At 49.1% G+C, this 25,406-nt stretch carries 22 protein-coding genes, 2 tRNA genes and 1 pseudogene; 18 read left to right on the top strand and 7 right to left on the bottom strand.

All coding sequences use genetic code 11. The features are described from left to right. The first annotated feature begins 408 nt into the window (after nt 1–408). The 5 genes and pseudogenes from sucC to BEA93_RS22195 all read left to right on the top strand — a co-directional run bounded on the left by sucC (nt 409) and on the right by BEA93_RS22195 (nt 6,487). Complete coding sequence (gene sucC, locus BEA93_RS22170; protein ID WP_001048605.1) at nt 409–1,575, top strand: ADP-forming succinate--CoA ligase subunit beta; 1,167 nt, start codon at nt 409–411, stop codon at nt 1,573–1,575. Then, entirely contained in the window at nt 1,575–2,444 is an 870-nt protein-coding gene (gene sucD, locus BEA93_RS22175; protein WP_001515996.1) for a succinate--CoA ligase subunit alpha, read from the top strand. Before sucC ends, sucD begins: the two co-directional genes overlap by 1 nt. 781 nt (nt 2,445–3,225) lie before the next feature. Beyond that, nucleotides 3,226–3,834 (top strand): annotated as a pseudogene (locus BEA93_RS22185) (urocanate hydratase); the annotation flags it as partial. 8 nt (nt 3,835–3,842) lie between these two features. Continuing rightward, nucleotides 3,843–5,315, top strand: a complete 1,473-nt coding sequence (locus BEA93_RS22190; RefSeq protein WP_105225066.1) for an HAL/PAL/TAL family ammonia-lyase — start codon at nt 3,843–3,845, stop codon at nt 5,313–5,315. A gap of 266 nt (nt 5,316–5,581) precedes the next feature. Then, a complete protein-coding gene (locus BEA93_RS22195) occupies nt 5,582–6,487 on the top strand; it encodes a LysR family transcriptional regulator (protein WP_001214252.1) in 906 nt (301 codons plus the stop codon). 167 nt (nt 6,488–6,654) lie between these two features. On the opposite strand, the gene BEA93_RS22200 is transcribed toward BEA93_RS22195, so the two are convergent. The 7 genes from BEA93_RS22200 to glmS all read right to left on the bottom strand — a co-directional run bounded on the left by BEA93_RS22200 (nt 6,655) and on the right by glmS (nt 14,822). Further along, nucleotides 6,655–8,307, bottom strand: a complete 1,653-nt coding sequence (locus BEA93_RS22200; protein WP_105225067.1) for a class I fumarate hydratase — start codon at nt 8,305–8,307, stop codon at nt 6,655–6,657. A gap of 284 nt (nt 8,308–8,591) precedes the next feature. Beyond that, nucleotides 8,592–8,909 (bottom strand): DUF4387 domain-containing protein, encoded by a 318-nt coding sequence (locus BEA93_RS22205; protein WP_000813902.1) that lies wholly within the window; start codon nt 8,907–8,909, stop codon nt 8,592–8,594. Then, nucleotides 8,906–10,276, bottom strand: coding sequence for an acyclic terpene utilization AtuA family protein (locus BEA93_RS22210; RefSeq protein WP_000101359.1), 1,371 nt, complete (start codon nt 10,274–10,276; stop codon nt 8,906–8,908). Before BEA93_RS22210 ends, BEA93_RS22205 begins: the two co-directional genes overlap by 4 nt. A 3-nt stretch (nt 10,277–10,279) precedes the next feature. Further along, complete coding sequence (locus BEA93_RS22215; protein ID WP_000695017.1) at nt 10,280–11,521, bottom strand: methylaspartate ammonia-lyase; 1,242 nt, start codon at nt 11,519–11,521, stop codon at nt 10,280–10,282. After that, entirely contained in the window at nt 11,521–12,966 is a 1,446-nt protein-coding gene (locus BEA93_RS22220; protein WP_001516004.1) for a methylaspartate mutase subunit E, read from the bottom strand. Before BEA93_RS22220 ends, BEA93_RS22215 begins: the two co-directional genes overlap by 1 nt. A gap of 18 nt (nt 12,967–12,984) precedes the next feature. After that, nucleotides 12,985–14,373 carry a methylaspartate mutase accessory protein GlmL gene (glmL, locus tag BEA93_RS22225; RefSeq protein WP_061090941.1) on the bottom strand — a complete coding sequence of 463 codons (1,389 nt, stop codon included), beginning with the start codon at nt 14,371–14,373 and terminating at the stop codon, nt 12,985–12,987. After that, the gene (glmS, locus tag BEA93_RS22230; protein WP_000710399.1) at nt 14,373–14,822 is read right to left on the bottom strand and encodes a methylaspartate mutase subunit S; all 450 of its coding nucleotides are present in this window, start codon (nt 14,820–14,822) and stop codon (nt 14,373–14,375) included. Before glmS ends, glmL begins: the two co-directional genes overlap by 1 nt. A 1,387-nt stretch (nt 14,823–16,209) precedes the next feature. On the opposite strand from glmS, the gene cydA reads away from it, so the two are divergent. The 13 genes from cydA (at nt 16,210) to BEA93_RS22295 (ending at nt 25,405) form a co-directional block, all read left to right on the top strand. Beyond that, nucleotides 16,210–17,778, top strand: coding sequence for a cytochrome ubiquinol oxidase subunit I (cydA, locus tag BEA93_RS22235; RefSeq protein ID WP_001516006.1), 1,569 nt, complete (start codon nt 16,210–16,212; stop codon nt 17,776–17,778). A gap of 15 nt (nt 17,779–17,793) precedes the next feature. Next, nucleotides 17,794–18,933 carry a cytochrome d ubiquinol oxidase subunit II gene (gene cydB, locus BEA93_RS22240; protein WP_000568264.1) on the top strand — a complete coding sequence of 380 codons (1,140 nt, stop codon included), beginning with the start codon at nt 17,794–17,796 and terminating at the stop codon, nt 18,931–18,933. A gap of 14 nt (nt 18,934–18,947) precedes the next feature. Then, nucleotides 18,948–19,061, top strand: a complete 114-nt coding sequence (gene cydX, locus BEA93_RS22245; RefSeq protein WP_000270283.1) for a cytochrome bd-I oxidase subunit CydX — start codon at nt 18,948–18,950, stop codon at nt 19,059–19,061. Beyond that, complete coding sequence (ybgE, locus tag BEA93_RS22250) at nt 19,061–19,354, top strand: cyd operon protein YbgE (RefSeq protein WP_000034596.1); 294 nt, start codon at nt 19,061–19,063, stop codon at nt 19,352–19,354. Before cydX ends, ybgE begins: the two co-directional genes overlap by 1 nt. Before the next feature lie 149 nt (nt 19,355–19,503). Further along, nucleotides 19,504–19,908 carry a tol-pal system-associated acyl-CoA thioesterase gene (ybgC, locus tag BEA93_RS22255; protein WP_001098372.1) on the top strand — a complete coding sequence of 135 codons (405 nt, stop codon included), beginning with the start codon at nt 19,504–19,506 and terminating at the stop codon, nt 19,906–19,908. Then, nucleotides 19,905–20,597 (top strand): Tol-Pal system protein TolQ, encoded by a 693-nt coding sequence (tolQ, locus tag BEA93_RS22260; protein ID WP_000131311.1) that lies wholly within the window; start codon nt 19,905–19,907, stop codon nt 20,595–20,597. The genes ybgC and tolQ overlap by 4 nt, the downstream gene beginning before the upstream one ends. 3 nt (nt 20,598–20,600) lie before the next feature. Then, nucleotides 20,601–21,029, top strand: coding sequence for a colicin uptake protein TolR (tolR, locus tag BEA93_RS22265; protein WP_000090096.1), 429 nt, complete (start codon nt 20,601–20,603; stop codon nt 21,027–21,029). A 64-nt stretch (nt 21,030–21,093) separates the two neighbouring features. After that, nucleotides 21,094–22,275 carry a cell envelope integrity protein TolA gene (gene tolA, locus BEA93_RS22270; protein ID WP_105225068.1) on the top strand — a complete coding sequence of 394 codons (1,182 nt, stop codon included), beginning with the start codon at nt 21,094–21,096 and terminating at the stop codon, nt 22,273–22,275. 132 nt (nt 22,276–22,407) lie between these two features. Beyond that, a complete protein-coding gene (gene tolB, locus BEA93_RS22275; protein ID WP_105225069.1) occupies nt 22,408–23,700 on the top strand; it encodes a Tol-Pal system beta propeller repeat protein TolB in 1,293 nt (430 codons plus the stop codon). Between the two features lie 34 nt (nt 23,701–23,734). Then, entirely contained in the window at nt 23,735–24,256 is a 522-nt protein-coding gene (gene pal / locus BEA93_RS22280; protein ID WP_001295306.1) for a peptidoglycan-associated lipoprotein Pal, read from the top strand. Between the two features lie 9 nt (nt 24,257–24,265). After that, nucleotides 24,266–25,054, top strand: a complete 789-nt coding sequence (gene cpoB, locus BEA93_RS22285; RefSeq protein WP_000097584.1) for a cell division protein CpoB — start codon at nt 24,266–24,268, stop codon at nt 25,052–25,054. Nucleotides 25,055–25,218: 164 nt separating this feature from the next. Beyond that, nucleotides 25,219–25,294: transfer RNA gene (locus tag BEA93_RS22290), tRNA-Lys, on the top strand. A 35-nt stretch (nt 25,295–25,329) separates the two neighbouring features. Then, a tRNA-Val gene (locus tag BEA93_RS22295) sits at nt 25,330–25,405 on the top strand. Nucleotide 25,406: the final 1 nt, after the last annotated feature.

The following is a 25,406-nucleotide window of genomic DNA, read 5'->3' on the forward strand; positions in this document are numbered from 1 at the left end:
TCTTATCAGGCCTACGGGTGACTCCGATGTAGGTCGGATAAGGCGCTCGCGCCGCATCCGACAAGCGATGCCTGATGTGACGCTTAACGCGTCTTATCAGGCCTACGGGTGACTCCGATGTAGGTCGGATAAGACGCTCGCGCCGCATCCGACAAGCGATGCCTGATGCGACGCTGACGCGTCTTATCAGGCCTACGGGTGACTCCGATGTAGGTCGGATAAGGCGCTCGCGCCGCATCCGACAAGCGATGCCTGATGCGACGCTTAACGCGTTTTATCAGGCCTATGGGTGACTCTGATGTAGGTCGGATAAGGCGCTCGCGCCGCATCCGACAATACCCGGAAGCGATACGTCACATTCGGTCTACGGTTTAAAAGATAACGATTACTAAAGGATGGACAGAATACATGAACTTACATGAATATCAGGCAAAACAACTTTTTGCCCGCTATGGCTTACCAGCACCGGTGGGTTATGCCTGTACTACTCCGCGCGAAGCAGAAGAAGCCGCTTCAAAAATCGGTGCCGGTCCGTGGGTAGTGAAATGTCAGGTTCACGCTGGTGGCCGCGGTAAAGCGGGCGGTGTGAAAGTGGTAAACAGCAAAGAAGACATCCGTGCTTTTGCAGAAAACTGGCTGGGCAAGCGTCTGGTAACGTATCAAACAGACGCCAATGGACAACCGGTTAACCAGATTCTGGTTGAAGCGGCGACCGATATCGCGAAAGAGCTGTATCTTGGTGCCGTTGTTGACCGTAGCTCCCGTCGCGTGGTCTTTATGGCCTCCACTGAAGGTGGCGTGGAAATCGAAAAAGTGGCGGAAGAAACCCCGCACCTGATCCACAAAGTTGCGCTTGATCCGCTGACCGGCCCGATGCCGTATCAGGGACGCGAGCTGGCGTTCAAACTGGGTCTGGAAGGTAAACTGGTTCAACAGTTCACCAAAATTTTCATGGGCCTGGCGACCATTTTCCTGGAACGGGATTTGGCGCTGATCGAAATCAACCCGTTGGTTATCACCAAACAGGGCGATCTTATCTGCCTCGACGGCAAACTGGGCGCTGATGGTAACGCACTGTTCCGCCAGCCTGATCTGCGCGAAATGCGCGACCAGTCGCAGGAAGATCCGCGTGAAGCGCAGGCTGCACAGTGGGAACTGAACTACGTAGCGCTGGACGGCAACATCGGTTGTATGGTTAACGGCGCAGGCCTGGCGATGGGCACGATGGACATCGTTAAACTGCACGGCGGTGAACCGGCTAACTTCCTCGATGTTGGCGGTGGTGCAACCAAAGAACGCGTGACCGAAGCATTCAAAATCATCCTCTCTGACGAAAAAGTAAAAGCCGTTCTGGTTAACATCTTTGGCGGTATCGTTCGTTGCGACCTGATTGCTGACGGTATCATCGGTGCGGTAGCAGAAGTGGGTGTTAACGTCCCGGTTGTCGTACGTCTGGAAGGTAACAACGCCGAACTCGGCGCGAAGAAACTGGCTGACAGCGGCCTGAATATTATTGCAGCAAAAGGTCTGACGGATGCAGCTCAGCAGGTTGTTGCCGCAGTGGAGGGGAAATAATGTCCATTTTAATTGATAAAAACACCAAGGTTATCTGCCAGGGCTTTACCGGTAGCCAGGGGACTTTCCACTCTGAACAGGCCATTGCATACGGCACTAAAATGGTGGGCGGCGTAACTCCAGGTAAAGGCGGCACCACCCACCTTGGCCTGCCGGTGTTCAACACCGTGCGTGAAGCAGTAGCTGCCACTGGTGCCACTGCTTCTGTTATCTACGTACCAGCACCGTTCTGCAAAGACTCCATTCTGGAAGCCATCGACGCAGGCATTAAGCTTATCATCACCATCACTGAGGGCATCCCGACGCTGGATATGCTGACCGTGAAAGTGAAACTGGACGAAGCGGGCGTGCGCATGATTGGCCCGAACTGCCCGGGCGTAATCACTCCGGGTGAGTGTAAAATCGGTATCCAGCCGGGCCACATCCATCGCCCTGGTAAAGTGGGTATCGTTTCCCGTTCCGGTACGCTGACTTATGAAGCAGTTAAACAGACCACGGATTACGGTTTCGGTCAGTCTACCTGTGTCGGTATCGGCGGCGATCCGATCCCTGGCTCTAACTTTATCGACATTCTCGAAATGTTCGAAAAAGATCCGCAGACCGAAGCGATCGTGATGATCGGTGAGATCGGCGGTAGCGCCGAAGAAGAAGCGGCTGCGTACATCAAAGAGCACGTCACCAAGCCAGTTGTGGGTTACATTGCCGGTGTGACTGCGCCGAAAGGCAAACGTATGGGTCACGCAGGTGCAATCATTTCCGGTGGTAAAGGGACTGCGGATGAGAAATTTGCTGCCCTGGAAGCCGCAGGCGTGAAAACCGTTCGCAGCCTGGCTGACATCGGTGAAGCACTGAAAACTGTTCTGAAATAAATATCTGTAATAAGAAATAGCCCTCGCCGCGTCCCTCTACAGGAATGGCGAAGGGCTGTCGGTTTCGACATGGTTGGCCATCTTATGATGGCCTTTTTTATGCCTTAAACGTTAACCACGGTCGAAATCTGACTGCTGGTTGAATCAATCCTGTCTCCTGCGGGACTTCGATAAGTGAATCAATATCGCTTATAAGCGACCACCGCTTCTTCTTGATGCCATTTTGTTGAAAATGAAAAATTATATTCTCCAGGGTTCATATTTTTTAATTTTATATGTTTGTCAGTTTTTTCAGTTAGGGTTTGTTATTTTAAGGATGATAAAAATAGAATATGTATTAATGATAACAAGACATGCTCTTATGCTTGAAAATTAATGGTTTTTTAAATGTCGCTATATGTCAATGTATTATGCTCTTGATACAACGCTGGTTTTTCGGCTATTACGTTAATGATTAGCTGTCGTGAATACGTTTTTGCGAATAATTAAATTACAGACATCTTGCAATCTCATCATATTCATATGTTCAAATGAGAAAATATTTTGCCAACAATATCACTTTTTCCAAAAGTTAAATTAAGCATATTGAATTCGCATACAAAGCGTTGGCAATTTTTTTGAATTTATATTCACGGTGAATATGCTATAGAAATTAAATTCACTAAATGAATTAATAATACGAAATTATAAACAGGAATTATATAAGCCGTTTCTGTATTCATTCGCTCATCTTTCTGAGCGATTACAGCATTTAATTTTATCCAGTAACAGGAGAAGATTCATGAGTAAGCCTTCAGATCCTCGTATTGATACCAGCCGCGTCATCCATGCGCCACAAGGTACTCAACTGCATTGCAAAAACTGGCAGATCGAAGCTGCCTATCGGATGTTGCAGAACAACCTTGATCCAGACGTGGCTGAAAATCCGCAACATCTGGTGGTGTACGGCGGTATTGGCCGCGCGGCACGTAACTGGGAGTGTTTCGACCAGATTCTGGAATCCCTGAAAAATCTGGAACCCGATGAGTCGCTGCTGGTTCAGTCCGGTAAACCCGTTGGTGTATTTAAAACCCATACTGACGCGCCACGTGTGTTGATCGCCAACTCTAACCTGGTGCCGCAATGGGCCAACTGGGATCACTTCAACGAACTCGATCGCAAAGGTCTGTTCATGTATGGACAGATGACCGCCGGTTCGTGGATCTACATTGGTAGCCAGGGCATTGTGCAGGGAACGTTTGAAACCTTTGTTGAGGCGGGGCGTCAGCACTACAACAATTCGCTAAGCGGAAAGTGGATCCTGACTGCGGGTCTGGGTGGCATGGGTGGAGCACAATCGCTGGCGGCGACTCTGGCAGGGGCATGTTCATTAAATATTGAGTGTCAGCAAATTTGGTGATGACCGCCGCGCATTCTGGAACACCCGTTTACGGTTTAACCGTGGGCGTAGGGCTAAATAAAGACCAGCCGATATTTGATGCCAAAGGAAATTTAACGCCTGAGGTGATTGACGCATCGAAAAAATTTAATGCTGCCGCGCTGCGCGCCCATTCTGCAGGCGTCGGCTCAATGTTACCGGATTATCTTGCTCGTCTCTCAATGGTATTACGTTTAAATACCATGCTGCATGGGCAAACCGGAGCGCAGCCTTATATTGCCGAACTGTATGCTGAATTTATTAATCGCGGCGTTACACCTTTAATTCCGGCGCGTGGAAGCATTGGCGCAGCAGATATTATGCTCGCATCACACGTTGGCCTGGTGATGATGGGGGAATGGAAAGCGCGGGTTAATGGCGTGGAAATGAGTGGTGGCGATGCGCTGGCGAAAGTGGGGCTTAAACCACTGGTGCCGCAGGGTAAAGATATGCTGGCGATTTTGTCGAACAACAGCGTTGGCACGGCGTATGCGATTGAAGCGGTACGGTCGGCACGCCAGGTGCTGAATGTCAGCCCGGTGGTTTTCGCTATGAGTCTGGAAGCGTTGAATGGTAACGTCGCGCCGGTACTGCCGCAGTCGATCGGCGTGCGTCCTTTCCCGCAGTTGGCTGATTCCGCGAAAGAGATCCGCGATGCGTTAATCGGTTCTTATTTATGGCATAAGGATGACAAACGCGCATTGCAGGATCCGTTATCGTTCAGAACAACGGTGTATACCCTTTCTGAGTCGGTACGTGCGCTACATGACGCAGAAGATATCATTACCGTGCAGATCAACAGTTCTGACGATAACCCGGCAACTGTGCTGAATGCTGATAAGGCGTACCAGGATTCCAGCCAGGTCGCGCAATATTTTGTTAAAGATGGCGCAATCAGCGGCGGGATTTTCCCGACGGCAAACTTCGAATCGTTACCTGTTGCGCTTGCCACCCAGCGTCTGACCGTGGCGTTAGTGCATGTTTCGCATAACAGTATGCGTCGCTCGCTGCACCTGGAAGATGATCACTTTACGGGTTTAACGCGCTTCCTGTCGGCACCCGGTAATAAAGGTCACGGCTTCGGTTCGCTGCATATTCCTTTTGTCGCGCTGCATGCAGAAAATGTTGATCTCGCCAATCCTGTTTCTTTCGATATTCAACCGGTTGCCGGAGGCATTGAAGATACCGGTGCCAATAACGACCATGCAGCCAGAAGACTGAAACAGGTGGTTGATAATTTGAACATTATTTATGGCATTGAATTGATGCATTCCGCGCAGGCAATCGATTTGCGGTTGCAAGCCGATCCACAACTGGCATTAGGTAAATCAACAAAAGCGATGTTTACCGCCTACAGAAAAGTCGTGCCGTTTGTCGAGCAGGATCGCATCTTTACTCCGGATATTGCAGCATCGCAAAAATTCTTAGAAGGATATGCGATAAATCAAAAATAAAATCGGTGTTGGTTGTTTATCATAATATCCATAGATATGATAATTATCAGTTTAATAGTTTTTCTTAATATTGATTATAATAATCCGAAGGGCGTTTTGCTTTTCGGATTATTATTGCCTCATTAAGGTAATTGCCATACCGAACGTGCTGGGTTATAAATATCAATCATGATACTTATAAATTATTTATTGCTGCTTTGGTTACCATTACTTAGTAATAAGTAATGTATTTTTGATAGTTTAAACTATTTTTAAGGGACGGCATTATGAGAGGAAAAATACCCAAAACGGAATTGCTGGTGACTTTTGAGGTAGTCGCACGTCATGAAAGTTATACCAGAGCAGCAGAGGAGTTGGCGTTAACCCAAAGTGCAGTATTCAGACAAGTTAGCGCACTGGAAGAGTTTTTACATATATCATTATTTGCGCATTCTAAAAAAAGAATATTCCTTAATGATGCCGGTAAATATTATCTGGGAATTGTTAAAGAAACATTGAATAAACTGGAGCGTGACACAAATACTATCATGACCTGGCAACCCACGGTTCAGGTTATTGAGCTTGCTGTCAATCCTACCTTCAGCACGCACTGGTTGATCCCCAATTTACGTGAGTTCAATAAATTGTATCCCGATATTATTGTCAATATCCACTCATTAGCCAATAACGGGGATTTTCTTAATCGGGAATACGATGCTGTCATTATGCGCGAAAATTTTTGCGCCCCCTGGTCGAAGGTAGAATATCTCTTTGAGGAAGAGATTCTGCCAGTATGCAGCGGCAGTTTGCTTTCACTGCCCGATCAAAAGCTGTCCGTTGCAGAACTACTTAGTGAGCTACCTCTTCTGCATCAGAGCACCCGTATTACTGGCTGGGAAGAGTGGTTTGCGCTATCGGGCGTTAGCAGTCCGCTGGTCAATAATGGGCCGCGTTTCGATTTGCTTTCGATGCTGATTGCCGCCGTGCGCTCTAATCTCGGCGTGGCATTGCTGCCGCGGTTCGCTATCCAACACGATTTAGATAGTGGTGATATGGTGATCCCGTGCGATGTGCCCATTCTTACCGGTAATCGCTTCATTATGACGTGGCGGGAAGAGAAGGCTGAATATCCGCACTTGCAGCTCTTTCGTGAGTGGTTGCTGGCAAAATCGGTGGTGCCGGAGGAGATGTAAACCTACGCCTGGCGAAATGCCAGGCGCAGATATTAACCGTCGAGACCTGGTTGTGCCTGATGGGGCAATTTTGCAGTGAGGCGTTCACCTCTTCAGTATCCAGAAAATGGTAAGCCAGCATAAAGATCAGCTCACCCTGCACGACTAAAGCGTAACATTCACTTTCATTAATGCCCCGCAGGGCAACTGGCACAGCGGTGTTGCTGCTCAAACTGGCTAAAGAAATTATTGCCTTTATCATCCACCAGAATGAATGCGGGCAGATTTTCAACTTCCATCATCCACACGGCTTCCATGCCCAGCTCCGGGTATTCCAGACAGCGAAGGCTTTTGACATATTCTTGCGCCAGTAACGCCGCCGCACCGCCAATACTTCCCAGATTAAAGCCGCCATGTTTGTGACAGGCATCGGTGACCTGCTGGCTGCGGTTGCCTTTCGACAACATGACCAGACTGCCGCCCGCTGCCTGAAAGGTATCGACATAACCGTCCATTCGACCGCCAGTGGTTGGCCCCAATGAACCGCAGGCCATGTTTTCTGGTGTTTTCGCCGGCCCTGCGTAATAGACAACATGATGTTTCAGGTAATCCGGCATCGGTTCACCGTTATCCAGTCGCTCTTTAATTTTTGCGTGGGCGATATCGCGCGCCACCACGATTGGCCCACTTAACGACACGCGGGTGCCGACCGGTAACGTGGCGAGATCTTGCATCACGTCACGCAATGGACGATTCAGATCGAGATGCATATGATGCGTGCGATTTTCTTCCCGCATTGATACAGGAATATATTGCCCCGGATTATGTTCGAGTTTTTCCAGCCAGATACCGTGTTTGTTAATTTTGGCCTTAATATTGCGATCGGCGGAACAGGAGAGCGCCATGGCAATTGGGCAGGAGCCGCCGTGGCGTGGCAGACGAATAACACGAATATCATGAGCGAAATATTTGCCACCAAACTGAGCACCAATACCAAATTGCTGGCTGGCGTCGAGCAATGTTTTTTCCAGTTCAACATCGCGGAATGCTTGTCCCTGCTCGTTTCCGCTGGTGGGCAGATTATCGTAGTATTTCGTTGAAGCCAGTTTGGCGACTTTTAACGCCTGATCGGCAGAAAGTCCTCCGACGACAAAGGCGATATGGTAGGGCGGACAGGCGGCGGTGCCCAGCGATTTCATTTTTTCAATTAAAAATGCGGTCAGTTTTTCCGGTTGCAGGAGAGATTTTGTTTCCTGATAAAGCGCGGCTTTATTGGCGGAGCCTCCCCCTTTATTAACACACAGAAAATGGTATTCGTCGCCGGGTACGGCGCTGATATCAATCTGCGCCGGGAGATTGGTTTGGGTATTCATCTCGGTATACATATCCAGTGGCGCATTTTGCGAAAAACGCAGATTATTTTCCTGGAAAGTGCTGTAAATACCTTTGCTCAGGGCTTCAGCATCATTGCACCCGGTCCAGATATGTTGTCCCTTGCTGGCAACAATCGTTGCTGTGCCTGTGTCCTGACAGTTGGGTAATATTCCCTTTGCCGAGACCTCTGCATTTCGCAGTAACTGCAAGGCCACGTATTTGTCATTACTGCTGGCTTGCGGATCGTTAAGAATGCTGGCGACCTGTTGCAAATGAGCAGAGCGTAAGAAAAAAGAGGCTTCATAAAATGCCTGTCGGGCAAGCAACGTTAACGCGTCAGGGGCGACTTTTACTACGTTTTCACCGTCTAACTTCGTTACCATAATATGTTGATCGCTAATTAATTTATATTCTGTACCGTCTTTATCTTGCAAAAACGGATCCTGCCAGACGAATGGTTTAGACATGATCTCTTCTCACGTTGTGGTTATTTTTACCGAATGCTAAGACAGGCCATTTTTCCAGCAGGAGCTGGATGTTTATATCACGTTGTCATTCGGTATTTACTTAAGCATTTTTTGTTTAATTACGTGTGATTTTTAGAGGGACGTAGTTCACCCGTTATTTAAGATGTGATAATACCAGCATGCTTCGCAATTTATTTTATTGATATATTTAGATAAATGTACCTGTCATGAATAAATCTGTGCAGGTACATTTATGAGGTTGATAATCTAAACAATATTAATTATTAAATATCAAAATGAATACTTAATAAAGGTGCGTGTTGCTGTGCACCATAAACATCACTATCACCCACATTTCCGGAAATAATATCTCGTGGCATGACGATTTTTACTGCATTAGAAGGATCAAACCAGACAATACGATGAATAAATTCAGGTTCAACATGATATAAGCCAGCCACCAGTTCTGGGGTTAATTGCCCAGATGATTTAACTCGCTCATAGTTTTCTTTCGTTTTAAATAAAATATCTAAAACCAGTTCATAGGGTCCGGCGTTTTTGGAGCGGATCACCTGCGCCAGTGAACGAATTGACTGTTTCATGCCTGAACTCCTTCCGGCGTCACCTGTTCGATGTGAAAATCAAAACGCAGTGCGTCGTTGGCTTCAATCAGGTGATAGATCGAGAACTCATATACCGGCCCAGCCTGTACATCTGAGGGCGAGAACGGGAAGGCGAGGTTACCTGCGGTAGCGATGCGATTTTCATAGCCATAGTGCAACATGGTTGAACGCACCAGCGAGCAAACGCTATTGGCAATCTCCTGAGTTGGCGCGACGACATCCAGCAGGATCCCCAGTTCGTGTCCGGCAGTTTGCGTGGGTTCATGAGCACCCATGACGCCATTTTTTCCGTACAGGTGGAATGTAATGCGGATGCTGTCATCGTCCAGCGAAAGGTTACTCGCTACGCTTGCTTTCACTTCTTCGATAATTTTGTCGATCCCGGCAATCATAATAGGATCGCGGGTCCCGGCAATGGTCAGGCAGCGGAAGCCAACCCGACGGGCGCCTTCCAGTTTCAGGGCATACGGCGTTTCTTCATGTTTTGAACCGCTGACATACACTTCGCCATCATTGACCGCTTTAAATGTACAGCTCTTTAGATTCAGTACGCCGCCAGGTCCAGGCAGGAAGTACGGATCAGATTTCTCATACAACGTATGCGCGGCGGCGGACGTTTCGGTAAATTTACGCTGTGGATTAAATGTCTTCAGCGTAAAGCCGTTGTCGTCAATGATACCCATTGCACAGTCTGAACCGGAGCCAGGCGTTGCGGCAATGGCCGCGCACTCAAGGATTTTCCCGCAGTGCAGCGCCAGCCCTTCGTCAAACCCCTGCATGATAGGCAGTGCGGCAAAGCAGGCCGGGTCGTAAGCGCGCCCACCCAGAACCACCTGAGCGCCTGCTTTCAGCGCCCGCTGGAAAGGCTCGATCCCCATTTGCGCCACAATGTAGGTACTTTCGTCGATTGCTTCATGGGTTAATGCCGGGACAAAATCCAGCGCCGTGATTTTGCCATTATCCAGCGCTTCGTGGACGAGTGCTTTGTCGACGTCAGCAGGAATCAGCGCCATCGAGAACGAGAGTTTTTCTTCTTGCGCAATTTCATGAATAATTTCACGGCACCACTCCAGATGTGGGGCCGCGCCGGAGCCGCCTGCCGTACCGATTACCACCGGAATGTTGTTCTTCACGCCAGCGGTTATCATGTAACGCAGGTCGCGTTTGACGCCCGCCCGGTCGGTAAAGGCTTTACCCGCCCCCAGGTAATGGGGACCTGGGTCAGATGAACCGGCGTCAACGGCGATCAGATCCGGAGATTCTTCCATCGCCTTATTAAAACTTTCTTCCGGGAAACCATAACCAAGAATGGCTGTTGGCGATAACACTTTGAATTTACGAGCCATCTGTTATCCCTTAGCCTGCAACAGTGCGATAGTACGATTCATTTCGTTGAAGACGATGTTGAGGCCTTCGTCGAAACCCATCCCTGGCTTGACCAGCATACGCATTGGGCGTGCGGCCAGCGCAACGTGCACACAGGTGCGGGCGCTGATCTCTGTTTCGTTGCAGGTGCCGCCCTGGTAGGCTTCCATTCCGTGTTTGTTGCAATACAACACTGCGTCAACGATGTTATGAACACCGCCAAGATCCGGCGTTTTAATTTGCACCATATGACAACTGCCTGCATCGGTGAAATCAACGATATCCTGGTAGGTGTTACACCACTCGTCAGCGACAATTTTCACGCCGGAACCGAGGCGCGTCAGCTCTTTGGTGATGGCGGTTAACAAGCGAATTTGATCAGGTTTATTACCGGCATCGACAGGACCTTCAATGTACAGTGGCAAACCTTGTGCTTCGTCTTCCAGACTGGCGATGTATTGGGCGCAGCGCACCGGATCCATATCGAAGATCAGACCGATAGTGCCGTAAACGTCAATGTGCAGGGTAGGGCGATAGCGTGCGCTGGTGCGTTTGCCCAAAATGCGATCCGCCAGCCAACGGATATATTCGCGTAGTTTTTCACCTTTATAGCCCAGCTTCTCTTCAACGTTATTAATCAATGCATGTGGCAGGACATCGACGCCTTTAAGGATCATTTTATCCACAGCGATGTAACGGTCGTCACCGCTTTGACCAAATAACGGAATGGATTCCGCTACGCAGGGTAATTGCCATTCGGCACAAACGACCTCGGTTTTCAGGCGACCGGTTGCCAGCGCGGTGGCGTCAAGTAATGCCTGCGATAAACCATAACGCACGGCAGTGTGCAGCAGGTTGCCGTCAATACGCAGTTTGTCGAAGAAACGGGCATTCGGCAGGAATGCGTCCACATCACGACCTTCCAGCAAAGGTTTGATATGCGTGTTGAGGAACGGAATAAAGTGTTCAGCAAGGAATAGTGGATCGCGGCCACCGGCTCCGGAGTATTGAACAGCAGCACAGTCACCGACGGCGACGGCACCGTTTTCCAGAATCAACTGAACTGAAACGCACTCCCCGGCCTGGCGCACAGCGCTAAAACCGGGCGTTACTGGCTCCCCGGTATAAAAAAAGCCGTCATGACCCGCTCCGTTTTTTATCGCCTGCTGGTCGTCGAAATAGAACGATGAGTAACCAGCGGTGAAAAGGGCCTGTTTTATTTTCATTATGGTCTTCCTATTAATTTGCTGTGGGATACGGCATTGATGTCATCTACAACCATCTGGAATGTCGGTTGGCGTCCTTCAACGCGTGCGCGTTCGGCAACGTAATCGTGGTGGAGGTCAAGAATCTCTTTTGGCAGAGGAACGGCTCCGGCTTCAAGTACGCGGATAGCCCCGGTGTTGTCACGAACCGGAAGAAGTTTGCCCGCGTTGCAGGCGGCTGGCGCAAAGGGTACATCCAGTACACCCGCTTCAAAAGCCAGCACTGTACCGCGCGCGATATCACCATTGCCCAGTTCGAACACTTTATTCAGGACGGCACGAACTTCACTTTTAATCAGCTCAATTTCCAGTTCAACCACAGGGCATGGCGGGAATTTTTGATCGCTGACCATATTGAGCATTTGACGGGAGGCTTTCAGCCCCTGCACGTTGGCGGCGGCGGTAGGTATACCCCATGCTTCATGTGGGCTTTTGGTGATAACTTTAGTTGCGCCCGACATGCCTGCTACCGCCGCGCCCCAGGAGATAATGGCGAACGCTTTCGATTCGTCTTCCGGAAAACCGCCCATCCACTGGTGGAACACCGTACTTAACTCGTAGTCCGTATAACCATTGTTTTGGAAGTATTCGTGCGCGAGTTCACGTAGAGACCGGATCGCCGCAATATCTTGTGTCAGGCAGCCGACCTGGCCATAACCAACAGTGATAGATTTTACGCCTTGTTCCAACGCCAACAGGCCCTCGATAATCGCAACAGAGTGCGAGATAAATGGCGGGATCAGCGTTCCAGTCAGTGGGCCAAATGGTTCGCGGTTGATACGAATGCCATGTTCTTCATACAACCCCATTAAGCGGTCGCAGTACTGCCAGTCGCGGATAGATTTTTCCAGCGTTACACGTTTGGCATACGGAATATTGTAGGAAATGCCGCCGCCTTCATAACTGGTGAAGCCACTGGCCATTGAGATTTCAGCCAGCAGGCGCGCATCTGGCGTGCCGTGGCGGATCTGTAACGGTTTTTGCAGGGTTTCGGTCAGACGGCGGCACGCTGCGACACCGTGGTTAACCACCGGTAAACCGTTCAGTTTAGATGTTCCGGCTTCGATGGACTTCTTAATGCCCACCGCCGCTTCTTCGTAACGATTCAGACGGGTGTAGGCATCAATGGTGCTCGGCAGCAGATCGCACTCTTCTTGTAGTGTTTTCAGTAGTTCAATGTGTTCGTCCATCAGCGCCACGCCAGCGCGCGGCTGGCTAAGTGTTTTACCTTCCAGGTCTGCTTTCAGCAGGGCAAGGGAGAAGCGTTTATGTTCAGGAATGGTTTGTTGGTATTTAACGCCATCTTCGAATTTTTCAACGTCCTTGCCAGTTTCCCAGGTTTTCAGTACCTGTTGCCGCTCGGCCATGAATTCGTCATGGGTTAATTTCTTGTTTCGAAGTTCCATTGGTTGCTGCCTTAATTGTTATAGGGTTAAGCATTGAATACTGGTGAGCGCAGCGGCTTGCGGGTCTACTCTGGCGACGTTTGCCAGCAGTGGAAATAGCCCCTGTGAATCACGGTAATATTCAAATTGAGTCGGTAAGAGAATGCGTTTGCCGTCGTCGTTTAACTCGCGGTACTTCAGCCAGTGATGAATATCAAACTGGCTGGCGCGCGACAGCCATCCACCGGAGCCGATGACTTTGTGCACGGTGGTAAGGTCGCGTCCCATTTGTAAATCAACATTACCGACGCAGGTGCAGACTTCTTTTTTGGTGCCCGCATGACGTTCTGTGGCGTAACCCACGCACAGCCCGGCCAGCACAGCATCGAAATATTTTTCTTCTGTGTTAGCGGGTAAGTATTCGGGATGAGCGGCCAAATGACGAAGGTAATGATAAAAAGCCTCCTGCTGCACGGGTTGCTGAGCAAAGATCATATTGACTAAGTCTTTTGCGTTTTCACCAACCACCGCCGCCGAGACGCGCATCCCCAGATCGCCTTCTACGGTTCGTTTTATGAATGGTTCTGGTACGCCGTGCAAAACGGTATCTGGCGTGAGATGATTAATGCAGGCGGAATAGACGTCGGTGGTTGCGCCGCCCATGTCGAGAAGAATGAACTCTTTCCAGTGACTATTTACATTGCTGATGGCCTTTACCAACTCATAGACCGTCCACGGTGTCGGCATCGGTTCTTCGCCTGTTTCATCAACAATGACATCCAGTCCTTTTCCTTTAACAATACGTTTGAGAAAAATGTCGCAGATGGCCTGACGCGCGGCCAAAGGGGTTGGATGGTCAAGGTCAGGCAGGACGTTATCGACGATAGTCAGCTCTTTATGCCCAAGGATGGCTTGCACTTCATCCTGAATATCCCTGTTTCCGGCATAAATAATGGCGCAGTCGAGTTTTGATTCTGCCAGCACGCGGGCGTTATTCAGTCCGTAACTTTCTTCACCGCCGTCGGTGCCGCCGGTGAACAACAGGATGTCTGGCGGTGTCTCTTCCAGCGCCTGAATATCACGGCGGTTCAGCTTGTAGGCGTAATATTGCGTGATTTTAGCGCCAGCAGAGTGAGCGGTTACTTTCGCAGTTTCCAGGGTGATAGAAGGCACTAACCCCATTGCAGCGACCGCCAGTCCCCCTTTGGCTGAGGAGGAATACTTCAATGCAACCTCACCGCAGTTTAACAGGGGGAGGGCATTATCTACGTTTAACACCTGGTTCAGGCTGGAGAAAAAACCTTCCGCCAGATGGTGCGTGGTGGTTGGAGTCAGAACGTGGTTAACCAACGTTAACGCGTCCCCCTCCCGAGTGAAGAGGGCTGCTTTGGTCCACGTCGATCCAATATCGACAGAGACAATTTGCATCAGATTGCCTCTTCGAGAATGTGTATTTCTACGCCATGACGTTGGTTGATATCGTTGGTCATCAGTTGGCAGACATCTTCTAAGTCATGGCTGGGGGCGAAGACGCGATCAAAACCCATTTCTTTGAATTTGATTTCCACGTCAGCGAAGTCATGTTTACCCACCACCAGGTTACCGCCCACATAAAGCAGAATGTCACCCAGCCCGCGCTCGATGCAGCGTTCACGCATGCCCAGACAGTCGATATCGCCATGACCATAGATAGAGGAAACCACAATTGCGTTAGCGCCAGTTTCAATGGCAGCATCAATATATTCGTCCTGGCTGACCATAACGCCCAGATTAATGACCCTGAAGTCATGGGTGGTAAAAACACGATCCAGAACTTTATTGCCTACTGCATGGCAGTCAGCGCCAATAACGCCAATCACAAGTGTTGCTTTCTTCATGGGTAATCCTTTGTAAGACAGAGAGTAAAATAAGTTACACACGTTGTATTTATGGCCATACATAACGGCACATGCTTAATATCACTGGAGTTTCTTTGCCCAGTCATTAGGATGCAATTGATCTATTTTCAAAATATCTTTCGTAAAATGTTTGTTTATAATGTGTGTTTAAATAGATGAGAAAATTCAATGCGTTGCGATGCCTTGCGCCATTGATTTTAATTTTTTTTAAATTCTATTGATCTAATATGTTGATATAATTGTGATCAACATCTAATTTGCATTTTGGGCACACTTTTAACCCCTATAAAGGCAATTAAAAAAGTTTGATGTATGTATTCAATACTATTCGCTTCTGGCTTAACGCAGAATTGTAAAAATAATGTTGTAAGTAACAAGTAGTTAATATCCTGCACAGGGTTATGCCATTCGTTGGAGCTAATCAACTTTACGCCATAGGAGTATTTTTTAGAGGCAGGGTAACGTATTGTTCGAAGGAATCTGGAGTTTTATAACACTCACTTACAATCCCACTTCGTTGTTTCGTGTTGCTGTTAAATGAATAACAATATTCTATATATAACAGCCTGCGGTAGACTTACTTGCTGAATTACCTGCTATTTTTCTTAATTGTTAATTGCTGAATTAATCGTAGAGGACAAGAGCGGGAAAATACCTATACCCTATAATTTCGCTTAAAAATTTTTCGTCCCGCCTGACTATACCCAATACATCTGTTCCTATAAGTGATTATTACCAGAGAAACAATAAAATAATGGACTCATAGGAATGTGCTCATAAAGACAACAATCGATTAACTTTGATAAAAATATATTATGTAAAATGGCAACAAATTGGCTACTCTAACTAATTAGTATTATAAAAAGTCGATAAAGCAGCTCTGTTAAATAAAATACTGGTTTTTTATCTATATCTCTCCATTGCGATAATAATTATGCATTTATGGTTTACAATACGTTAACAATAAAATTACCAACAATCTCTAATTCACACATAATTAACATATCTGATTGATTTTGATATAAATCAATTTTTAATTCTTGAAAAAAATCTGCAAAACACGATAAATTGTCGTAGATCAAATTGGTGAGATGGTGACAATTTCGCTATAAATTGATCACTGTCGAAAAATGCAAATTTGTTCAATAAAAACCTGTTTATTGTAAGGATTTTGCGGCGTAATATAATTGCGGGATCAATTTGGTTTATTCATTAACATGTTTGTAACTTTTTATCATTGTCTTTTCCTCTTTTGATGAAATGGCAACGATAGGGGCGAGCAAATAATTTTGTATTGGGGCATGCGTGTGACCCTTTCTAACGGGGTTCACTCTCGGAGTCTTCATGCGATGAGCAAGGAGTCATGATGTTAGATATAGTCGAACTGTCGCGCTTACAGTTTGCCTTGACCGCGATGTACCACTTCCTTTTTGTGCCACTGACGCTCGGTATGGCGTTCCTGCTGGCCATCATGGAAACGGTCTACGTCCTTTCCGGCAAACAGATTTATAAAGATATGACAAAGTTCTGGGGCAAGTTGTTTGGTATCAACTTTGCTCTGGGTGTGGCAACCGGTTTAACCATGGAGTTCCAGTTCGGGACTAACTGGTCTTATTATTCTCACTATGTAGGGGATATCTTCGGTGCGCCGCTGGCAATCGAAGGTCTGATGGCCTTCTTCCTCGAATCCACCTTTGTAGGTCTGTTCTTCTTCGGTTGGGATCGTCTGGGTAAAGTTCAGCATATGTGTGTCACCTGGCTGGTGGCGCTCGGTTCAAACCTGTCCGCACTGTGGATTCTGGTTGCGAACGGCTGGATGCAAAACCCAATCGCGTCCGATTTCAATTTCGAAACTATGCGTATGGAGATGGTGAGCTTCTCCGAGCTGGTGCTTAACCCGGTTGCTCAGGTGAAATTCGTTCACACTGTTGCGTCTGGTTATGTGACTGGCGCGATGTTCATCCTCGGTATCAGCGCATGGTATATGCTGAAAGGCCGTGACTTCGCCTTCGCAAAACGCTCCTTTGCTATCGCTGCAAGCTTCGGTATGGCTGCTGTTCTGTCCGTTATTGTTCTGGGTGATGAATCCGGTTACGAAATGGGTGACGTGCAGAAAACCAAACTGGCTGCTATTGAAGCCGAGTGGGAAACTCAACCTGCGCCTGCTGCCTTTACTCTGTTCGGTATTCCTGATCAGGAAGAGCAGACGAACAAATTTGCAATCCAGATCCCTTATGCGCTGGGTATCATCGCTACACGTTCTGTGGATACGCCGGTTATCGGCCTGAAAGAGCTGATGGTGCAGCACGAAGAACGTATCCGTAACGGGATGAAAGCGTACTCTCTGCTTGAGCAACTGCGTTCTGGTTCTACCGACCAGGCTGTACGCGATCAGTTCAATAGCATGAAGAAAGATCTCGGTTATGGTCTGCTGCTGAAACGCTATACGCCGAATGTGGCGGATGCGACTGAAGCGCAGATTCAACAGGCAACCAAAGACTCTATTCCACGTGTAGCACCGCTGTACTTCGCGTTCCGCATCATGGTGGCGTGTGGCTTCCTGCTGCTGGCAATTATCGCGCTCTCCTTCTGGAGCGTAATCCGCAACCGTATCGGTGAGAAAAAATGGCTGCTGCGCGCCGCGCTGTACGGTATTCCGCTGCCGTGGATCGCTGTAGAAGCGGGCTGGTTTGTTGCCGAATATGGTCGTCAACCGTGGGCTATCGGTGAGGTGCTGCCTACCGCAGTGGCGAACTCGTCGCTGACTGCAGGCGATCTCATCTTCTCTATGGTTCTGATTTGCGGCCTGTATACCCTGTTCCTGGTGGCAGAAATGTTCTTAATGTTCAAGTTTGCACGCCTCGGCCCAAGCAGTCTGAAAACCGGTCGCTATCACTTTGAGCAGTCTTCCACGACTACTCAGCCGGCACGCTAAGACAGGAGTCGTCAAATGATCGATTATGAAGTATTGCGTTTTATCTGGTGGCTGCTGGTTGGCATTCTGCTGATTGGTTTTGCAGTCACTGACGGTTTCGACATGGGGGTGGGCATGCTCACCCGTTTCCTCGGTCGTAACGACACCGAGCGTCGAATTATGATTAACTCCATCGCCCCACACTGGGACGGTAACCAGGTTTGGCTGATCACTGCAGGCGGCGCATTATTTGCTGCCTGGCCGATGGTCTATGCCGCTGCGTTTTCCGGCTTCTATGTCGCGATGATCCTCGTGCTGGCATCTTTGTTCTTCCGTCCGGTCGGTTTTGATTACCGTTCCAAGATTGAAGAAACCCGCTGGCGTAACATGTGGGACTGGGGCATCTTCATTGGTAGCTTCGTTCCGCCGCTGGTGATTGGCGTGGCGTTCGGTAACCTGTTGCAGGGTGTACCGTTCAATGTTGATGAATATCTCCGTCTGTACTACACCGGTAACTTCTTCCAACTGCTCAATCCGTTCGGCCTGCTGGCTGGTGTGGTAAGCGTCGGGATGATCATCACTCAGGGTGCAACCTATCTGCAAATGCGCACCGTTGGTGAACTGCACCTGCGTACCCGTGCAACGGCTCAGGTGGCGGCGCTGGTAACGCTGGTGTGCTTCGCACTGGCTGGCGTATGGGTGATGTACGGTATCGACGGTTATGTTGTGAAGTCGACAATGGACCATTACGCAGCATCTAACCCGCTGAATAAAGAAGTGGTTCGTGAAGCTGGTGCATGGCTGGTGAACTTCAACAACACGCCAATTCTGTGGGCTATTCCGGCTCTGGGGGTGGTTCTACCACTGCTGACTATCCTGACTGCGCGTATGGATAAAGCCGCGTGGGCGTTTGTGTTCTCTTCTCTGACACTGGCCTGCATCATTCTGACTGCGGGTATTGCAATGTTCCCGTTTGTAATGCCGTCCAGCACCATGATGAATGCAAGTCTGACAATGTGGGATGCAACTTCCAGCCAACTGACGCTTAACGTCATGACCTGGGTTGCGGTGGTTCTGGTGCCGATCATTCTGCTCTACACCGCCTGGTGTTACTGGAAAATGTTCGGACGTATCACCAAAGAAGATATTGAACGTAACACCCACTCTCTGTACTAAGTAAGGAGCTAAAAATGTGGTATTTCGCATGGATTCTGGGAACGCTTCTTGCCTGTTCATTTGGGGTAATTACCGCGCTGGCGCTTGAGCACGTCGAATCAGGCAAAGCCGGTCAAGAAGACAGTTGATGAGTAAGATTATCGCAACCTTGTATGCGGTAATGGACAAGCGCCCTCTGAGGGCGCTTTCCTTCGTGATGGCGCTTCTGTTAGCAGGATGTATGTTTTGGGACCCATCACGTTTTGCCGCGAAGACCAGTGAGCTGGAAATCTGGCATGGATTATTGCTGATGTGGGCCGTCTGCGCAGGCGTTATTCACGGCGTGGGGTTTCGTCCGCAGAAGGTTCTTTGGAAAGGGATTTTTTGCCCATTGCTTGCTGATCTTGTTCTCATTGTAGGGCTGATTTTCTTCTTCTTTTAAATCAGAATTCTCTTTAAAAATTTATGGGCCGTTGAGGGTCCATAAATTTTTACGCTCCCTTAACTTACCCTCATTCCCAAACCTCAATCGCACGCGTATAGTAGCAGCGTTTAAAAGTTCTAACTTTTGTTGCATTACCGGGATGTAAAGTGAATACAACGCTGTTTCGATGGCCGGTTCGTGTCTATTATGAAGATACTGATGCCGGTGGTGTGGTGTACCATGCCAGTTACATCGCTTTTTATGAAAGAGCACGCACAGAGATGCTGCGCCACCATCACTTTAGCCAACAGGCACTGATGGCTGAACGTGTTGCCTTCGTGGTGCGTAAAATGACGGTGGAATATTACGCACCTGCACGGCTCGACGATATGCTCGAAATACAGACTGAAATAACATCAATGCGTGGCACCTCTTTGGTTTTCACGCAACGTATTGTCAACGCCGAGAATACTCTGCTGAATGAAGCCGAGGTTCTGATTGTTTGCGTTGACCCACTCAAAATGAAGCCTCGTGCGCTTCCTAAGTCTATTGTCGCGGAGTTTAAGCAGTGACTGACATGAATATCCTTGATTTGTTCCTGAAGGCTAGCCTTCTGGTTAAACTTATCATGTTGATTTTGATTGGTTTTTCAATCGCATCCTGGGCCATTATTATCCAGCGGACCCGTATTCTTAACGCTGCAGCGCGTGAAGCCGAAGCGTTTGAAGATAAATTCTGGTCTGGAATCGAACTTTCTCGCCTCTATCAGGAGAGCCAGGGAAAACGGGATAATCTCACTGGGTCGGAACAAATCTTTTACAGCGGGTTCAAAGAATTTGTGCGCCTGCATCGTGCCAACAGCCATGCGCCGGAAGCAGTGGTGGAAGGGGCTGCACGTGCGATGCGTATCTCTATGAATCGTGAGCTGGAAAATCTGGAAACACACATTCCGTTTCTCGGTACGGTGGGTTCTATCAGCCCGTATATCGGTTTGTTTGGTACAGTCTGGGGGATCATGCACGCTTTTATTGCCCTTGGTGCGGTGAAGCAGGCAACACTGCAAATGGTGGCTCCCGGTATCGCAGAAGCGTTGATTGCCACGGCAATCGGTCTGTTCGCCGCTATTCCGGCGGTTATGGCTTACAACCGTCTTAACCAACGCGTAAACAAACTGGAACTGAATTACGATAACTTTATGGAAGAGTTTACTGCGATTCTGCACCGCCAGGCGTTTACCGTTAGCGAGAGCAACAAGGGGTAAGCCATGGCCAGAGCGCGTGGACGAGGTCGTCGCGATCTCAAGTCCGAAATCAACATCGTACCGTTGCTGGATGTACTGCTGGTGCTGTTGCTGATCTTTATGGCGACAGCACCCATCATTACCCAGAGTGTGGAGGTCGATCTGCCAGACGCTACTGAATCGCAGGCAGTGAGTAGTAACGATAATCCGCCAGTGATAGTTGAAGTATCTGGTATTGGTCAGTACACCGTGGTGGTTGAGAAAGATCGCCTGGAGCGTTTACCTCCAGAGCAGGTGGTGGCAGAAATCTCCAGCCGTTTCAAGGCTAATCCGAAAACGGTCTTTCTGATCGGTGGCGCAAAAGATGTGCCTTACGATGAAATAATTAAAGCGCTGAACTTGTTACACAGTGCGGGTGTGAAATCGGTTGGTTTAATGACGCAGCCTATCTAAGCATCTGCGTTTCCCTTGCTTGAAAGAGAGCGGGTAACAGGCGAACAGTTTTTGGGAACCGAGAGTGTCAAAGGCAACCGAACAAAACGACAAGCTCAAACGGGCGATAATTATTTCAGCAGTGCTGCATGTCATCTTATTTGCGGCGCTGATCTGGAGTTCGTTCGATGAGAATATAGAAGCTTCAGCCGGAGGTGGCGGTGGTTCGTCTATCGACGCCGTAATGGTTGATTCAGGTGCGGTAGTTGAGCAGTACAAACGCATGCAAAGCCAGGAGTCAAGCGCGAAGCGTTCCGAAGAGCAGCGCAAGATTAAGGAACAGCAGGCAGCCGAAGAACTCCGTGAAAAGCAAGCGGCTGAACAGGAACGCCTGAAGCAACTTGAGAAAGAGCGGTTAGCTGCTCAGGAACAGAAAAAGCAGGCTGAAGACGCCGCCAAACAGGCTGAGTTAAAGCAGAAGCAAGCGGAAGAAGCGGCAGCGAAAGCTGCGGCAGATGCTAAAGCGAAGGCCGAAGCGGATGCCAAAGCAGCAGCCGAAGCGGCGAAGAAAGCGGCTGCGGATGCGAAGAAAAAAGCGGAAGCAGAAGCTGCCAAAGCCGCAGCCGAAGCGCAGAAGAAAGCTGAGGCTGAAGCCGCCAAAGCTGCTGCGGCACTGAAGAAGAAAGCCGAAGCTGCAGAAGCCGCCGCTGCTGAAGCAAGAAAGAAAGCAGCGGCTGAAGCTGCTGAAAAAGCGAAGGCTGCGGCTGATAAGAAAGCAGCGGCAGAGAAAGCTGCAGCAGAGAAAGCCGCAGCCGAGAAGAAAGCAGCAGCGGCAAAAGCGGCTGCTGAAAAAGCCGCTGCAGCTAAAGCGGCCGCAGAGGCAGATGATATCTTCGGTGAGCTAAGCTCTGGTAAGAATGCACCGAAAACCGGTGGTGGGGCGAAAGGGAACAATGCTTCGCCTGCCGGGAGTGGTAATACTAAAAACAATGGCGCATCAGGTGCAGATATCAATAACTATGCCGGGCAGATTAAATCTGCTATCGAAAGTAAGTTTTATGACGCATCGTCTTATGCAGGCAAAACCTGTACGCTGCGCATAAAACTGGCACCAGATGGCATGTTACTGGATATCAAACCTGAAGGTGGCGATCCCGCACTTTGTCAGGCTGCACTGGCAGCAGCTAAACTTGCGAAGATCCCGAAACCACCAAGCCAGGCAGTATATGAAGTGTTCAAAAACGCACCATTGGACTTCAAGCCGTAATCGCGATGTTGGCCGTCACGGCGGTTAATATCAGACATCGGTTGTCGCGGGGTTCTGGTAGTTTTGTGTATTTGAGTTTGTTAACATTCTGCTAAATTATCGTGGACTATCTGTCCGGATAAGGGAGATATGATGAAGCAGGCATTACGAGTAGCATTTGGTTTTCTCATACTGTGGGCGTCGGTTCTGCACGCTGAAGTCCGCATTGTGATCGACAGTGGTGTAGATTCCGGTCGTCCTATTGGTGTCGTTCCTTTCCAGTGGGTAGGGCCTGGTGCGGCACCTGAAGATATTGGCGGCATCGTTGCTGCTGACTTGCGTAACAGCGGTAAATTTAACCCGTTAGATCGCGCTCGTCTGCCACAGCAGCCGGGTAGCGCGCAGGAAGTTCAACCCGCAGCATGGTCTGCACTGGGTATTGACGCTGTGGTTGTAGGTCAGGTCACTCCGAACCCGGACGGCTCTTACAATGTTGCTTATCAGCTAGTTGATACCGGTGGTGCTCCGGGTACTGTACTTGCTCAGAACTCATATAAAGTTAACAAGCAATGGCTGCGTTATGCTGGCCATACCGCCAGTGACGAAGTGTTTGAAAAACTGACCGGCATTAAGGGTGCGTTCCGTACTCGTATTGCCTACGTTGTTCAGACCAACGGTGGTCAGTTCCCGTACGAATTGCGCGTATCTGACTACGATGGCTACAACCAGTTTGTGGTTCACCGCTCTCCTCAGCCGCTGATGTCTCCAGCGTGGTCACCAGACGGTTCTAAACTGGCATATGTCACCTTCGAAAGCGGTCGTTCCGCGCTGGTTATCCAGACGCTGGCAAATGGCGCTGTGCGTCAGGTGGCTTCATTTCCGCGTCACAACGGTGCGCCAGCGTTCTCACCGGATGGCAGCAAACTGGCGTTTGCCCTGTCTAAAACGGGTAGCCTGAACCTGTACGTAATGGATTTAGCTTCTGGTCAGATTCGTCAGGTGACTGATGGCCGTAGCAACAACACTGAACCGACCTGGTTCCCGGATAGCCAGAACCTGGCATTTACTTCTGACCAGGCAGGTCGTCCGCAGGTTTATAAAGTGAATATCAACGGCGGTGCGCCACAACGTATTACCTGGGAAGGTTCGCAGAACCAGGATGCGGATGTCAGCAGCGACGGTAAATTTATGGTAATGGTCAGCTCCAATGGTGGGCAGCAGCACATTGCCAAACAAGATCTGGTAACGGGAGGCGTACAAGTTCTGTCGTCAACGTTCCTGGATGAAACGCCAAGTCTGGCACCTAACGGCACTATGGTAATCTACAGCTCTTCTCAGGGGATGGGATCCGTGCTGAATTTGGTTTCTACAGATGGGCGTTTCAAAGCGCGTCTTCCGGCAACTGATGGACAGGTCAAATTCCCTGCCTGGTCGCCGTATCTGTGATAATAATTAATTGAATAGTAAAGGAATCATTGAAATGCAACTGAACAAAGTGCTGAAAGGGCTGATGATTGCTCTGCCTGTTATGGCAATTGCGGCATGTTCTTCCAACAAGAACGCCAGCAATGACGGCAGCGAAGGCATGCTGGGTGCCGGCACTGGTATGGATGCGAACGGCGGTAACGGCAACATGTCTTCCGAAGAGCAGGCTCGTCTGCAAATGCAACAGCTACAGCAGAATAATATCGTTTACTTCGATCTGGACAAATACGATATCCGTTCTGATTTCGCTCAAATGCTGGATGCACACGCAAACTTCCTGCGTAGCAACCCGTCTTACAAAGTCACCGTAGAAGGTCACGCGGACGAACGTGGTACTCCGGAATACAACATTTCCCTGGGTGAACGTCGTGCGAACGCCGTTAAGATGTACCTGCAGGGTAAAGGTGTTTCTGCTGACCAGATCTCCATCGTTTCTTACGGTAAAGAAAAACCTGCAGTACTGGGCCATGACGAAGCGGCATACTCCAAAAACCGTCGTGCGGTACTGGTTTACTAAGAGAATTGCATGAGCAGTAACTTCAGACATCAACTATTGAGTCTGTCGTTACTGGTTGGTATAGCGGCCCCCTGGGCCGCTTTTGCTCAGGCACCAATCAGTAGTGTCGGCTCAGGCTCGGTCGAAGACCGCGTCACTCAACTTGAGCGTATTTCTAATGCTCACAGTCAGCTTTTAACTCAACTTCAGCAGCAACTCTCCGATAATCAGTCCGATATTGATTCCCTGCGTGGTCAAATTCAGGAAAATCAGTATCAACTAAATCAGGTCGTGGAGCGGCAAAAGCAGATCCTGTTGCAGATCGATAGCCTCAGCAGCGGTGGTGCAGCGACGCAATCTGCCAGCGTTGAGCAAAGCGGGGCGGCGGCAACAACGCCAACGGCTGATGCTGGTACTGCGAGTGCTGGCGCGCCGGTGAAAAGCGGTGATGCAAACACTGATTACAATGCAGCTATTGCACTGGTGCAGGATAAATCCCGCCAGGATGATGCGATGGTGGCATTTCAGAATTTCATCAAAAATTATCCTGATTCAACTTACCTGCCAAACGCCAATTATTGGCTGGGTCAGTTAAACTACAACAAGGGTAAGAAAGATGATGCGGCGTACTATTTTGCTTCGGTAGTGAAAAACTATCCGAAGTCACCGAAGGCTGCAGATGCGATGTTTAAGGTCGGCGTCATCATGCAGGACAAAGGTGACACTGCGAAAGCGAAAGCCGTGTACCAACAGGTTATCAGTAAGTACCCTGGTACTGATGGCGCCAAACAGGCACAAAAACGTCTGAACGCCATGTAATGCATAACACGCGACCAGAAGTCGCATTATTTCTGGTCGTGTCGTGCGAATCATAAGCAGTTGAGTGATCTACATCGAAATTTTTGTTGCGCTCAAATCTGAAATCAGTAATATATGCCGCCGTTGCCACGGGATATCAAACAAACCGAAAGCAACACTAAAGTGGGTCGTTAGCTCAGTTGGTAGAGCAGTTGACTTTTAATCAATTGGTCGCAGGTTCGAATCCTGCACGACCCACCACTAGCATAGTTAGTTGTAGTATCCAGCGTAGTATCGGGTGATTAGCTCAGCTGGGAGAGCACCTCCCTTACAAGGAGGGGGTCGGCGGTTCGATCCCGTCATCACCCACCAC

It is taken from the genome of Escherichia sp. MOD1-EC5950 (genome assembly GCF_002965345.1).
GTDB lineage: Bacteria > Pseudomonadota > Gammaproteobacteria > Enterobacterales > Enterobacteriaceae > Escherichia > Escherichia marmotae.